The 15,134-nt window shown below is 36.8% G+C and carries 12 protein-coding genes; all 12 read left to right on the forward strand.

All coding sequences use genetic code 11. From position 1 onward, the window contains the following. Nucleotides 1–110 precede the first annotated feature (110 nt). The 12 genes from AC1FXZ_RS18775 to meaB all read left to right on the forward strand — a co-directional run bounded on the left by AC1FXZ_RS18775 (nt 111) and on the right by meaB (nt 15,109). A complete protein-coding gene (locus AC1FXZ_RS18775; protein ID WP_480056511.1) occupies nt 111–1,796 on the forward strand; it encodes a putative bifunctional diguanylate cyclase/phosphodiesterase in 1,686 nt (561 codons plus the stop codon). A gap of 113 nt (nt 1,797–1,909) precedes the next feature. After that, entirely contained in the window at nt 1,910–3,952 is a 2,043-nt protein-coding gene (locus tag AC1FXZ_RS18780) for a chemotaxis protein CheW (protein ID WP_480056513.1), read from the forward strand. Between the two features lie 21 nt (nt 3,953–3,973). After that, nucleotides 3,974–4,414 carry a chemotaxis protein CheW gene (locus AC1FXZ_RS18785; protein WP_480056515.1) on the forward strand — a complete coding sequence of 147 codons (441 nt, stop codon included), beginning with the start codon at nt 3,974–3,976 and terminating at the stop codon, nt 4,412–4,414. Between the two features lie 75 nt (nt 4,415–4,489). Further along, the gene (locus tag AC1FXZ_RS18790) at nt 4,490–4,849 is read left to right on the forward strand and encodes a response regulator (RefSeq protein ID WP_480056517.1); all 360 of its coding nucleotides are present in this window, start codon (nt 4,490–4,492) and stop codon (nt 4,847–4,849) included. Between the two features lie 210 nt (nt 4,850–5,059). Next, a complete protein-coding gene (locus AC1FXZ_RS18795) occupies nt 5,060–5,716 on the forward strand; it encodes a potassium channel family protein (RefSeq protein ID WP_480056519.1) in 657 nt (218 codons plus the stop codon). Nucleotides 5,717–5,893: 177 nt separating this feature from the next. After that, the gene (locus AC1FXZ_RS18800; protein ID WP_480056521.1) at nt 5,894–6,649 is read left to right on the forward strand and encodes a hypothetical protein; all 756 of its coding nucleotides are present in this window, start codon (nt 5,894–5,896) and stop codon (nt 6,647–6,649) included. Between the two features lie 323 nt (nt 6,650–6,972). After that, nucleotides 6,973–7,272, forward strand: a complete 300-nt coding sequence (locus AC1FXZ_RS18805; protein ID WP_480056523.1) for an IDEAL domain-containing protein — start codon at nt 6,973–6,975, stop codon at nt 7,270–7,272. A gap of 315 nt (nt 7,273–7,587) precedes the next feature. Then, nucleotides 7,588–8,229, forward strand: coding sequence for a TetR/AcrR family transcriptional regulator (locus AC1FXZ_RS18810; protein WP_480056525.1), 642 nt, complete (start codon nt 7,588–7,590; stop codon nt 8,227–8,229). Nucleotides 8,230–8,255: 26 nt separating this feature from the next. Then, nucleotides 8,256–9,806, forward strand: coding sequence for an acyl-CoA carboxylase subunit beta (locus tag AC1FXZ_RS18815; RefSeq protein WP_480056527.1), 1,551 nt, complete (start codon nt 8,256–8,258; stop codon nt 9,804–9,806). A 44-nt stretch (nt 9,807–9,850) separates the two neighbouring features. Further along, a complete protein-coding gene (locus tag AC1FXZ_RS18820; RefSeq protein WP_480056529.1) occupies nt 9,851–11,875 on the forward strand; it encodes a methylmalonyl-CoA mutase subunit beta in 2,025 nt (674 codons plus the stop codon). 23 nt (nt 11,876–11,898) lie between these two features. Further along, complete coding sequence (scpA, locus tag AC1FXZ_RS18825) at nt 11,899–14,031, forward strand: methylmalonyl-CoA mutase (protein ID WP_480056744.1); 2,133 nt, start codon at nt 11,899–11,901, stop codon at nt 14,029–14,031. Between the two features lie 64 nt (nt 14,032–14,095). Then, nucleotides 14,096–15,109 carry a methylmalonyl Co-A mutase-associated GTPase MeaB gene (gene meaB / locus AC1FXZ_RS18830; RefSeq protein WP_480056531.1) on the forward strand — a complete coding sequence of 338 codons (1,014 nt, stop codon included), beginning with the start codon at nt 14,096–14,098 and terminating at the stop codon, nt 15,107–15,109. Nucleotides 15,110–15,134 lie beyond the last annotated feature (25 nt).

Here is a 15,134-nt window from a genome sequence, read left to right on the forward strand (position 1 = left end):
TTGTAGCATAAGCTATAAGAGGAAGTTGTTTTATTGTAAACTAGGTGTAATGCATATCTGGTTACAGGCTAGAGTTTGTTGGCTAAGCACATGAATAGGAAGTGAGCAAATTGAAAAAATGTGATGTTGATAATCAATTTAATGAGATTGAGCAAAAGATAAACTTTCTTTTTACATATTGTGAAGACGCAATTTTTATATTAGATCTAGACGAGAAATTTGTATGTTTGAATCGGGGATTAACACAATTATCAGGCTACGATGAAGACAAGCTGTTAACGAAACAATTTACGGACCTAATTCAACCTACAGCGAATTTAGAGTTAACTCAAATTACAGAAACTATGAAAGCTGGAACTCCCTTAACGTTTGAAGGTAAGCTAACTCAACTTCATTCGAATGAGCTAACTGTAAAAGTTACCATTGAATTAATTGAGGCTAAAGGGAAATTTAAAGGGTTAATTGGCATTGCCAAAAACATCTCTGAAGAAACAAAAATAGATCAAACTATAATTAAAGATAATCTAACAGGTTTACCTAATCGCCGTTATGTGACAAAGGCACTAACGAAAGAAATTAAAAAGGCCAAAAAGGCCGAAGAAAAAATTGCAGTTATGTTTGTTGATTTGGACAGGTTTAAACTTGTCAATGATGCTTTAGGCCACTCTTATGGTGATCGTGCTCTTTCAATAATAGCTAAACGTTTAAAAGAAGAGTTAGGAGAAACAAAAATCATGTCACGAGTTGGAGGCGATGAATTTATTATCATCCTTCCACAGATGCACTCATTAAGTAAAGTAAAAGTAACAACAGAGAAACTACTAAAATGTATTAGAGCTCCTATTGTTATTGACGGCTATGAATTTACCTTGACAGCTAGTATCGGTGTTTCTGTATTTCCTCAGAGTGGGGAAGATGCGGAGTCACTGATAAGGTCAGCAGATGCTGCATTATATCAAGCAAAGACAGTTGGTAGTGACACTTGCGAGATTTTTAATCGTGAGATGAGAGTCCATCTTAATGAAAAATTTTATATTGAGAATGATTTGCGCCGAGCTTTAGAAAGAAATGAGTTTTCTCTTTTCTTCCAACCTCAATTTGAGACAAGTGAAAATACATATTGCGGAGAAGAAGTACTACTAAGATGGCAACACCCAGAAGAAGGGGTGGTTAGTCCTGATTCGTTTATGACAATTGCTGAAGAGACAGGTTTGATTAACTCAATCGGAAAATGGGTATTACAAGAGGCCTGTTATCAAAAGAAGCGTTGGATTGATGAAGGATACCCAGAAGTGCCAATGTCCGTTAATTTATCATTACGTCAGTTTCTGCAACAAAATATCGTCGAAGTAGTTGAGGAAGTTTTGCGACAATCTATGCTACCTCCTCATTTATTAGAAATCGAAATAACCGAGAGTGTAACGATTGATATTGAACGAACTTTACACATTGTAAATCGTTTATTAACATTGGGTGTGCAAATTAGTTTGGATGATTTTGGGACAGGTTATAGCTCGCTTCAATACCTAAACCAATTGCCTATTCAAGAATTGAAAATTGATCAAACCTTCGTGAAAAATATTGGGAAAGGAAAACAAAGTGAAGAAATTATCTCAATGATTATAAATTTAGCCCATTTTCTTAACATTTCAGTAATAGCTGAAGGGGTAGAAACAAGTGAACAATTACAATTTTTAATTACAAATCAGTGTGATAAAGTGCAAGGTTATTTTTACTCGAAACCATTAACGAGAGCTGAATTTGAGATTTTCATGAAAAAAAACATGAGACAATGAAACTATTTCTTATTTCCTGTTTTTTAACCTTAAATTATAATAAATATATGCTATTATGGAGAAAAGCTCAGAATAGTAGTGGATGAGTAAAGAACTCTATAGAGGTGAATGACTTGATAAATGCGGAATACTTAGATGTTTTTATTGATGAGAGTCAAGAACACTTACAAGCAATTAACGATAACTTACTAAAGTTAGAACAGTCGCCAGACGATTTATCAATAGTTGGTGAAGTTTTCAGATCTGCCCATACACTTAAGGGGATGGCCGCGACGATGGGGTTTGAAGACCTTGCCCATCTAACTCATAATATGGAAAATGTATTAGATTTAATTCGTAACAATAAACTTGATGCCACATCAATAGTTCTTGATGTAGTGTTTATGGCTGTTGATGACTTAGAAGTGATGGTGACAGATATTGCTAGTGGTGGTGATGGAAAACGCGATGTAAGTGAAGTTGTTTCTCAATTAGAACGAATCGAGAATGGAAATATTCCGAGTGATGAACCAAGTAACCCACCTGTAGATTCTAGTCAACTTAGCGAGTTACAGGAAGATTACGATGAATTTGAAGCAACGGTACTTGAGCAATCAGTTGAACAAGGTTATTCTACATATCAGATTAAAGTAACGCTAGATGAGAGAGCTATGTTAAAAGCGGCCCGTGTTTTTATGGTCTTTGACGTATTAGAACAGGTTGGAGAAGTGATCAAATCGTCCCCAAATGCTGAGGATCTGGAAGCAGAAAATTTTGATAATCATTTTCTTGTAACGATTGTATCAAAAGCAATGGACGAAGAAATTAAGCAACGTATCTTAAAAGTTTCTGAAGTGACAGATGTACGAATTCAACCGTTTGATGTGAAAACAATAGCAACGAATTCTAAAGAAGAAGTACCCGTTGAACAACAAAGTACGGAGCAAATGTCAGAGCATAAAGAAAAGCCAGCTAATGATATTACAACTAAAAAAGAACCACCTGCAAAGAAGAAAGCTCAAGGTGAAATAAACAAAACAATTCGCGTGAATATAGAGCGATTAGATGTTTTAATGAACTTGTTTGAAGAGTTGGTTATTGATCGTGGGCGTCTTGAACAAATTGCTAGTGAATTACGAAATAATGAACTAAATGAAACAGTTGAACGGATGTCAAGAATCTCAGGAGATCTACAAGAAATCATATTAAATATGAGAATGATGCCTGTAGAACAAGTTTTTAATCGTTTTCCTAGGATGGTTCGTAATCTTTCAAAGGACTTACATAAAAAAGTGAATTTGGAAATTATCGGTGCTGAGACGGAATTAGATCGAACAATTATTGATGAGATTGGTGATCCACTGGTTCACTTATTACGCAATTCAATTGACCATGGGATTGAAACTCCTGACAAGCGGTTAGCTCAAGGGAAACCAGAAGAGGGCACGGTGCGCTTAAAGGCATACCATAGTGGGAACAATGTTTTCATTGAAATAGAAGATGATGGCGCTGGTATTGACCGTGATAAAATACTTGATAAGGCATTAAAGAATGGTGTCGTAAGTGAAGAAGATGCAATGAAAATGACTGATCAACAAGTATTTGGTCTTTTATTTGCTTCTGGTTTTTCTACTGCAGAAAAGATTACTGATGTATCTGGACGTGGAGTTGGTCTAGATGTTGTTCGTAATACATTTGAATCATTAGGTGGAGTTGTTACCGTTAATTCTGAACTTGGTAAAGGTTCTATTTTCTCAATTCAACTACCATTAACATTATCAATTATTGATGTAATGCTCGTTGAAGTAAAAGATGAAAAATATGCAATTCCACTATCGTCAATTGTAGAAACAGCTATCGTAAATAAAAACGACGTCTATAGCGTTCACAATCAAAAGGTAATTGACTTTAGAGGGAGAGTAGTTCCTCTTGTATTTTTAAAAGATATTTTTGAAGTTCCTGGAGAGTGGGGAGAGGAAGAACTTTATTCACTCGTAATTGTACATAAAGGCGATAAAGTAGCTGGGTTAGTAGTTGATTCTTTAATTGGTCAACATGATATTGTTCTAAAATCACTCGGAAATTACTTAAAGGAAGTCTTTGCGATTTCAGGAGCAACGATTCTAGGAAATGGACAAGTTGCTCTCATCGTTGATACCAATGCGTTAATTAAGTAATTTAGAGGGGGGTTACAAAAAATGTCAAATGATACAGCTACAAAGAAAGAGATGAAAGTTATTATATTTCAGTTAAAAGATGAAGAGTATGCATTAGAAATAGACTACATTCAATCAATTGAAAGAATGCAACCAGTTACGAGAATTCCGAGTACATATTCTTTTGTAGTGGGTGTAATGAATTTACGTGGTGTTATTACTCCGATTATTGATTTACGTAAAAGGTTCGGTATAGAAGAAAAGGAATATGATGCCGCTACTCGTATTCTGGTTATTTCAAAAGAGAATTTAGAAGTAGGATTTATTGTCGATGGAGCTAATGATGTTATTGATATTCCTTTTGAAAAAGTTGAACCTTCACCAGAAGTAATAGGGGGAATCGAAACTGATTATATCCGAGGTGTTGTTAAAATAGAGAAAAGGCTGTTCACCTTACTAAACTTAGATAAATTATTACAATAATCAATCAGAGGTAGAGGGGTTAATGTGTCAGTAGATCTTCTATTAATAATTAATAAACAGTATGAGGTGATATAAATGGCATCGGTATTAATTGTTGATGATGCAGCATTTATGAGAATGATGATTAAGGATATCCTTTCAAAAAATGGATTTGAGATCGCTGGAGAAGCAGCTAATGGAATAGAAGCTGTTGAAAAATATAAAGAGGTAAAACCCGATCTTGTAACACTGGATATCACTATGCCAGAAATGGACGGTATTCAAGCATTAAAAGAAATTAAAGAAATTGATAGTGGCGCCAAAGTGATTATGTGTTCAGCAATGGGCCAGCAATCGATGGTAATTGATGCGATCCAATCAGGAGCAAAAGACTTTATCGTTAAGCCCTTTCAAGCTGATCGTGTCCTTGAAGCTATTAAAAAAGTACTAGGATAACATTCTCACCACCCTTAATTACTGTTTTTAGGTAATTAGGGGTTTTTTTCTGAGAGATTTATAAATGCAACTAAAAACTTTTTTTAAGGGTACAATATACAATAAATGATAGTAACTGAGATAATAGAACTACTGGTATAACAATACATAATTTAGAGTGTTAAGAGATGGATAAAAACAGTTGGTATGTTTCAAAAGGGGAGAATCAAGATGAAAAAGCAGTTTGCTGTGATTGGCCTAGGCCGATTTGGAAGCAGTGTTTGTAAAGAGCTTTACAAATTAGGCCATCAAGTGTTAGCAATAGACTCAAAAGAAGAAAAAGTCAATGATATGACACGTTACTCTACTCATAGTGCGATTGCAAATGGAGTTGACGAAAAAGCGCTCCAATCGTTAGGTATACGAAACTTCGATTATGTGATCGTTGCAATCGGAGATGACATTCAATCAAGCATTTTGTGTACGCTAATTTTAAAAGAATTTGGGGTAGAAAATGTCTGGGTTAAAGCACAAAATTATTACCATGAAAGAGTTCTTGAAAAAATAGGAGCTGATCGTATTGTTCACCCTGAACAGGACATGGGGATTCGAATCGCACAGCATCTAACGTCCGAAAAGATTGTTGATTATATCGAATTATCTGCTGATTATAGTATCGTTGAGCTTATTGCGACAAAGAAAGTAGCCAATAAAACGTTAATTGATTTAGATGTACGAGCAAAATATGGTTGTACGATTTTAGGAATAAAACGAGGTGAAGACATTAATATCGCTCCTACACCAACGGATTATATAGAATTGAATGATATTCTAATTGTGATTGGTCATAAAAATGACTTGAAGCGTTTTGAAGATGAAGGAATGTAAGAGAACTTAGTCACTTACAGCTTAGTAATGTGTAATGAGAAAAGGAGGCATCAAATTATGATGGTCTCTTTTTTAATGAGAGAAGCTGTTAGCAATGAGTCTTAATGTTGCTGCGCATTTTATTCATTACTGTTATACTAATTGCAAATGATTATCCTTATGAATGGAGAGAGAACAATGAACAGTGAATTAGCCCAAATACTCAAGGATAAATTTTCTTTGAAAATAGTAGACAATTCAATAGATTCGAGTGGGATAGTATTGGATGAGGGTGTTGGTGAACAGACAATAAAAGAAATGATTGAAAAGCGAACTTATTGTTTTAATGGTAAAGATCTAAGAGTAGGTGGAGCAAATATAATGAAATGGTTAGGTGATTTGATTAGTGCCCATCTCTACGTTTTTTCAATTCATAACAAATGGTTAACTTATAATAGTTTGTATTTGGTGGATAATGGAAAGGATGTTTATTTCGAGATACATCACCCAAAATTGCTAGAGGTTCAAACAGATAGAAATGAATATGGAAAAGGTGAGCTTAAGAAGTTATTTCTTTCATATCGTCCTATGTTTGAAACTATTGCCCACACTTCTGGTTTACCCAAACAACAAGTGTGGGGTTTGCTAAATAATGCACTTACTCGTTTAACGATATGGTTGAGTGACATAGGGGTAGACTCAGTAAATGTAGAGAATGATTTGAAGTTAGTACGTAATTTATCACCTGCTCTATTTGGATTAAAACGAAACCCTTTTAATATTACATCTAAATTTGTTGCAAGCTGGCAGGATTCAAATCGCCTCATTAAAATAAAAGCAGCCTGCTGTATGAGTTACTTAAAAGCTGATGGGAATTATTGTTATTCATGTCCAAAATTAACGGATGAAGAACGTAGAAAACGTGCTGACCAATTAAGAGGAGTTGTAGAATAGTAGATTTATTGCTTCTAAAAGAGCTCTATACGGCTTACGTATCCTTCACTGTTCGTTTCATTACGCTCGAGCCACTCGCTTTCCGTGGGGAGGTGCCGAGCCTCCTCGACTGTGTACTGCGCCTGTGGGGTCTCGCCCCTACCTCTGCATCCCACAGGAGTCGAGTGACTTCCACTCCATTTCACTACGAGGAAAAAGTATTTCATAGTAACAATCTTTACAAAGGCAGCCTTAATAATGGAAATTTATTTTAACTAGTTTGAAACTTCCAACTAATGGGTAATGTAATGATAAGCATTGTTATTCACTTAGGAGGGATAGTTTTGATTAATGATTTTGCGATGGACCCAAGTATTAGAAAGCAGCTGCGAGTTATTAAAAATCTTCAATCTCCAACAGATGACACTGTACAATCTTTGTATGCGCAAGCAATACTAGAATATTCTATCTATCAATTTAAAAAACAGACACTAACAAGTAAGATTGACAAAGCATTGGAAGAGAAAGATCAAACAACATTTATGAAGTACTCTAGACAATTACTGCAATGGCAAAATCTACATCGTGAAGGTAAGACTGTTGTAGAAGATGGATTTGAGTTGCATTTAGTTTTCGATTCATAAGAGGCGCTTTTTGAATAAGCAGTACAGAATGTGATATGCCTTAGGGCATATCACATTTTTTTTCGTTTGCTCGTTTTAAGCTTGAAGCCTTTACATTTTAAGAAAGCTGTTGAAATTTAGCAATTATGACATAAAAAAAGTTGTACTTCAATAGAATGTCTAAACAAGCAGAACAATCACATTTTTTTGTAAACGGTTACAAAATCCATTGACAATAATCTGAAATTTATATACAATTTAGCCAAACTGACTAGTCTGTAAAAGCTTTGTATCGAAGCGAGTTACCGATTTATGTACGAAGGGGGAATTATTAACGTGCTCGAAGCTAAAACACAAAAAAAACCAACTAAAGAACGGATTATTGAAACAGCACTTATTCTTTTTGAAGAGAATGGATACCATGCTGTAACGGTTGATAGGATTGTAAAAGAGAGTGGAACATCAAAGGGAGGCTTTTATCATAATTTCAAATCTAAAGATGAGCTTTTGTATACAGTACATGATTCATTCATAACATATATCCTTGATAAAGCTGAAGATGCGTACAATCGTTATTCTACACCTGCTGAACGTTTATATGAAACTGTCAAATCATTTGTTAGAATGTTCGAAATATACCGCTCGCATGTTACTGTCTTTTATCAAGAATCGTTATACTTAAGCACAGAATATTATGAAGCAATCAAACGGAAACGAAGCAGTTATAAAAGAATGATGTTTCGCCTAGTTGAAGAGGGGATAGCATGCGGTGAGTTTAGAAAAGAGATTCCTGTACCAATAACATCAATGGCGATATTTGGAATGACTAACTGGACTTATAAGTGGTATAAGGAAAGTGGCGAATACTCCATAATGGAAATTGCAAATATTTATGCCGACATAATAATGAATGCAGTTCTTACGAAAGAAGCTAGTACGAAACCAGAATACGCACGCTTTTTCCTCACGAGTAAGTAAGACTATTCGTTAAGGAGCTGTTTAAAATGGATATGTTTGACTTTATACAGGATATGGAAAATCGCCGAGACAAAATCAAACAAGGAGGGGGACAAAAAAGGATTGATGCACAATATAGTCGGGGCAAGCTTACAGCAAGAGAAAGAATTGAGCTATTGCTAGATGAAGAAACGTTTGTCGAACTTAATCCATTTATTGAGTTCCGGAATAACTCGTTACAAGAAAATGAAGCACCTGGAGAAGGCGTAGTTACAGGATACGGAAAGATCCATGGGAGAATTGTTTTTTTATTTGCTCAAGATTTTACTGTTTTTGGTGGTGCATTAGGAGAAATGCACGCTAGGAAAATTTCGAAGATTATGGATTTGGCAGCTGAGAATGGTGCTCCAATTATTGGGTTAAATGATTCAGGAGGAGCTCGTATTCAAGAAGGGGTACTATCCTTGGATGGTTACGGTCACATATTTTATCGAAATGCGATCTATTCAGGTGTGATTCCACAAATATCTGTTATTATGGGGCCGTGTGCTGGAGGAGCTGTATACTCACCAGCTATAACTGATTTTGTGTTTATGGTTGAAAAAACAAGTCAAATGTTTATTACAGGCCCTAAAGTAATTGAAAGTGTTACAGGAGCCAAAATGAATGCTGAAGAATTAGGGGGAGCGAAGGTACACTCTACTGTAAGTGGGAATACTCATTTTACAGCGCAAACAGAGGAACAGGCTTTAATGGAGGTAAGGAGATTAATTCGGTTTCTGCCTTCAAACTTTGAGGAAAGGTCAGAGCATGTAGAGCCTAAAACAAAAAGACCTGTACAAGAACGAATTGATGAAATACTAGACCTTGTCCCTGTTGATGGAAGAAAAGTCTATGACGTTAGAAAAGTTATCAAAGAGCTTGTTGATGATGAAGAATTTATGGAAGTCCAACCTCATTTTGCGAAAAATATTGTAATAGGCTTTGGACGAATCGAAGGTGAAACGATTGGGATAGTCGCAAATAACCCGAAAATGATGGCCGGTGGCCTTGATATTAATTCTTCTGATAAATGTGCACGCTTCATTAGATTCTGCGATTGTTTCAATATTCCTTTAATAACCTTTGAAGATGTAAGTGGATTTATACCGGGTGTTCAACAAGAACATGGTGGTATTATTCGCCATGGGGCAAAAATTTTATATGCATACTCTGAAGCAACCGTTCCTAAAATTACTATTATCTTACGGAAAGCTTTCGGAGGAGCATATGTTGCTCTTAATAGTAAAGCAATTGGAGCTGATTTAGTATTTGCATGGCCAAATGCTGAAATTGCAGTAATGGGTCCTGAGGGGGCAGCAACTATTATCTACGCTCGTGAAATTAAAGAAAGTCAAAACCCTAAACAAATGAAACAACAGAAAGTTGCAGAATATCGACAGAAATACGCTAACCCTTATATAGCAGCTGCAAATGGGATGGTTGATGATGTTATTGACCCACGTGATACAAGAAAAAGTATTGCTCAAGGGTTAGAAGTTCTTAGAAAGAAAAAGAAACAACTTCCAAAAAAGAAACACGGAAATATACCTTTGTAACGTGTGCTTATTTTTTTAGGAAGGGGTGAGTGGCATAATCAAACTTGGTAGCCACAAACATTATGGATATGTCCTTTAATCAATTTCCAGTTCCAACATATGAACAATGGCATAAAACCACTGAAAAATCATTAAAAGGTGAGTCATTTGAACAATCATTATTAACGAGGCTCCTTGATGACATTGTACTCGAACCGATGTACCAAAAGAAAGACATTGAGCACTGTTCAACTTTGGTAAGTCAGCCAGGTATCTACCCATATGTAAGAGGAGTAAAGGTGAATCCTGCCCCTTGGAAAATTAGTCAAGAATTTACAGAGACATCTCCTACTCATTTAAATAAAGAAATGCAGCATGCCTTTAAGAGAGGACAAAATGTTGCACATATCATATTACCCGAAACATTGAAAAACGCTGTAAAACCATTGAAAGATTCCTCCTCTACTAGTACATTATCGAATCTATCTAATCTTAAGCAAGCTTTTGAAGAAATAAACCTTGCCGATTATCCTCTTCATATCGATACAGGTATCGTAAGCCTTCCTATCTTAGCTGCCGTACACTCAATAACAAAAAATATAACAGGAACTGTTGCTTCTGATCCACTTCACCAGCTAGCAAAAATAGGGAAGCTAACTTATTCACTTAATCGCTCCTATGATTTAATGGCGCTTGCTGTAAAATGGGCAACAGAAAATCATTCAACCTTGCGAACTGTGCTTGTTCAAAGTCATGTCTATCATAATGGAGGAGCGACACCAGCATTTGAAATAGCTACTAGTTTATCTACAGGTGTAGAGTATGTAAATGCATTACTAGAACGAGGGGTTACTGCGAATGAAGCGGGGCGCTCAATCACATTTTCTTATTCAATTGGTAGTGATTTCTTTAGTGAGATTGCAAAAATTCGAGCTGCGCGTGCCCTTTGGGCTGCCATTATGAAGGAGTTTGGAGCCGATGAAACTGGACAGAAAATGCATATTCATGCGAGAACGTCTGCTTTCACAAAATCTAAATTAGACCAATACGTCAATTTGCTACGAGGAACCACTGAGGCATTTGCAGCTGCAATAGCTGGTGTAGAAAGTCTTCATGTTAGTCCTTTTGATGAGATGTTTCAAACCTCTAAATTTTCGAAGAGAATTGCCCGAAACACGTCACTTATCTTGAAAGAAGAAGCATATACAATGCTAACAATTGACCCTTCAGGAGGCTCCTGGTATGTCGAATATTTGACAGAGCAAATGGCCCAAAAAATATGGCAGCACTTTCAACTGATCGAGAAAGAGGGTGGAATAAGTTCTGCGTTAAAGAGAGGATCTATTCAAAAAAAGATCGATGAGAGTTGGAAAACTATTGCAAGAGAGATTGAGTATCGAAGAAAAGTCCTAGTTGGAGTTAATAAATTTAGTTTCTTAGATGAATCCTATCCACAAAACAAAGTAACTGAATCGAATCCGACATTGTCTGTCGACAAGTGGGAAACAAATGAACGAGCAAAACGACTAAATACAATGGAGTCCGTTCAACAGTTAATTCATCAAAATACCCCATTTTATCAAATCCATGAACAATTAAGAGATACAACACAACCACCAATCATTCAGTCAATTGCACAAAAGCGCTTAGCACAACCGTTTGAAGAATTAAGAAGTCGCAGTAAGTTTTTAAGGAAAGGAACAGAGAGGGGGCCAACAGTACTTGTTGTAACCTTAGGAACACACGCATCATATAAGCCTCGAGCAGATTTCATTAGTGATTTTTTTCTAAGTGGAGGAATGGATGTAAAAGTGTTTAATTCTAGTAAGAATGAACAGGAACTGGTTGAGCTTGCAAGACTTCATAAGTATGTAGTCCTTTGTGGAAGCAATGAAACTTACAATGATTGTTCTAAGTCGATTATGAAAAAATTAACAAAAACAAAGTGCTATATTTATGTTGCTGGTAGACCAACTGAAAAGTTAAATAACGTATTTCAAAAAGAGATTCGAGGGTTTATACATTCTGATTTAAATGCATACACATTTATCTATAATCTCCAGGAGGAAATGGGAGGTGGGCAGCTATGAGAAGGAAACCAGCTTTTCATAATATGCGATTCCCATTTTTACGAAATAGTGTAAAGGAAGAGAAAATTGAATCCCTTTCTACGGAAACATTTGAGAGTATTCCTGTAAAACATGTGTATACAAAAAAAGATATAGAGGGTATGCAGCATCTCGATTATGTAGCAGGGATTGCACCTTTCTTTCGAGGCCCTTATCCAGCCATGTATAAGCAACGCCCGTGGACGATTCGTCAATATGCTGGTTTTTCAACAGCTGAAGAAAGCAATGCTTTTTATCGTCGTAATTTAGCTGCTGGCCAAAAAGGGTTATCTATTGCGTTTGATCTAGCAACGCATCGGGGGTATGACTCTGACCATCCACGAGTAGTTGGAGATGTAGGGAAGGCAGGAGTAGCTGTTGATTCTATTTTAGATATGAAATTATTATTTGATGGAATTCCACTTGATCAAATGTCGGTTTCAATGACGATGAACGGGGCAGTCTTGCCGATCATGGCTTTTTATATTGTTGCAGCTGAGGAACAAGGAGTCCCTCTTGAGAAGCTAACGGGAACGATCCAAAACGATATTTTGAAAGAATATATGGTTCGGAACACTTACATTTACCCACCGAAAGCATCAATGAAAGTGATTGCTGATATTTTTGAATACACATCTAAGAATATGCCAAAGTTTAATAGTATTAGTATTTCAGGCTACCATATGCAAGAAGCAGGTGCCACAGCAGATATTGAGCTTGCCTATACCCTTGCTGATGGTCTTGAGTATGTGAGAACTGGTATTAGTGCTGGCCTTGATATAGACCAGTTTGCACCAAGACTATCATTCTTTTGGGGAATAGGTATGAATCACTTTATGGAAGTTGCAAAAATGAGAGCGGCTCGTCTCATGTGGGCACAATTAATGAAACAATTTAAACCTAAAAATGAAAAATCACTTGCTCTTAGGGCTCATTCACAAACATCAGGTTGGAGTTTAACAGAGCAAGACCCATACAACAACGTTATTCGTACATGTATTGAAGCAATGGCAGCTGTCCACGGTCATACTCAGTCACTCCATACCAATGCTCTTGATGAAGCGATTGCCTTACCGACGGACTTCTCAGCGAGAATTGCCCGTAATACTCAACTATATTTACAAGAAGAGACAGGAATTACAAATGTATTAGATCCTTGGGGCGGATCCTACTATGTAGAATCCTTAACGGTTGAGCTTATGAAGAAGGCATGGGAGCATATTGCTGAAATTGAAAAACTTGGTGGTATGGCTAAGGCAATCGATACAGGATTACCAAAAATGCGCATAGAAGAGGCGGCTGCAAAAAGGCAAGCGCATATCGATTCAAAAAACGAAACGATTATTGGTGTAAATAAATATCGCACTGAATCTAAGGAAGAGTTGGATATATTAGATGTTGACAATACAGCTGTAAGATATGCCCAAATCAAACGCTTAGAGGTTCTGCGAAAAGAAAGAGATGAAAAGGAGGTTAAGAAAACCCTTAATGACCTTACTAAAGTGGCAGAGAGTGGGGAAGGAAATTTATTAGAATGTGCCGTAAAGGCTGCTAGAGCACGTGCGAGCCTTGGAGAAATTTCAAAAGCTTATGAGAAGGTTGTAGGTCGACATACAGCAAGGATTCGCTCGGTAAGTGGGGTGTATTCTAGCGAGTTTGGAGAGAAAAAAGAAATGGAAGTTATTCGGAAGCTAACGGATGAGTTTTCAAGAAAAGAAGGCAGACGGCCTCGTATTATGATTGCAAAAATGGGGCAAGACGGACATGACAGAGGTGCAAAGGTGATCTCTACGGCCTTTGCTGATATGGGCTTTGATGTTGATATTGGTCCTTTATTTCAAACACCGGAAGAAGCTGCAATGCAGGCAGTGGAAAACGATGTTCATGTTCTTGGTGTCAGTTCTTTAGCAGCCGGACATAAAACGTTGATGCCTCAAGTTGTTGGAGCTCTGCGCAAGCTTGGAAGGGAAGATATACTTGTGATTGTTGGGGGGGTGATCCCGGCACAAGATTATCAATTTCTAAAAGATATTGGAGTGAGTGCAATCTTTGGTCCAGGTACAGTCATTCCTGTGGCAGCAAAACAGATTATTAAAGAGTTAAATAAACGCTTAGGGTATTGTGAAAATGACTATTAGCAGTCTCCGAAAGAGGAGGTACCACCGACCATCCTATTTTATTTAGGAAAGGTGAACATAGTTTATGAAGCGAAAACCTCAGTTAAGACGTAAGATACTTTCTATAGATGAATATGTAACTGGGATAAAAAACAATAACAGGGCTGTACTAGCTAGAGCAATTACGCTTGTGGAAAGCAATGCGACTAGGCACATTGCGCTTGCTCAAGACGTACTTACAGCGATTATGCCCTATAAAGGTAATGCCATTCGGATAGGGATTACAGGTGTTCCTGGGGCAGGGAAGTCAACGTTCATTGAGACATTTGGGACAATGTTAGCTGAAAAAGGACACCGTGTTGCTGTGCTTGCAGTTGATCCATCAAGCTCCTATTCTAATGGTAGTATCTTAGGAGATAAAACGAGGATGGAGAAGCTATCTAGGCATCCTAATGCATTTGTTCGTCCATCACCTACGGGAGGAAGATTAGGTGGGGTTTCAAGGAAAACGAGGGAAACGCTCTTATTATGTGAAGCAGCGGGCTACGATATAATTTTTGTTGAAACTGTAGGAGTTGGGCAAAGTGAAGTAGCTGTTCGTTCTATGGTGGATTGCTTTGTGCTTTTAATGTTAACTGGAGCTGGAGATGAGTTACAAGGTATTAAGAAAGGCATTATGGAAATGGTTGATCTAATGCTTATTCATAAAGCTGATGGTGAGAATATACAAGCAGCTGAGCAGACAAAAATGGAATTAACTCGTACTTTTCATTTTTTGCAAGGCGCGACAAAAGGATGGGAAACAAAAGTAGAAACGGTGTCATCCATTACAGGGAAAGGGATAAAAGAGTGTTGGAACTTAATTGAAGAATTCACTTACTATATGAAACAGACAGGTCAGTTCGATAAACGAAGAAAAGAGCAGGTGTGTGAGTGGTTTCACTCACTCGTTGAGGAGCAACTTCTTTCTGATTTCTACGAACATGAAACGATAAAAAGTGAGCTACCATTAGTAAAACAAACAGTAGTAGAAGGCCAAATCAGTGCAATGAAAGCGGCAGTAACGTTATTAAAAAAGTATGAACAAGGCAGGGATTAATCATTGTTTTTTTGATAATAAAAAG

Source organism: Halalkalibacter sp. HAAS-P014 (assembly GCF_056619965.1).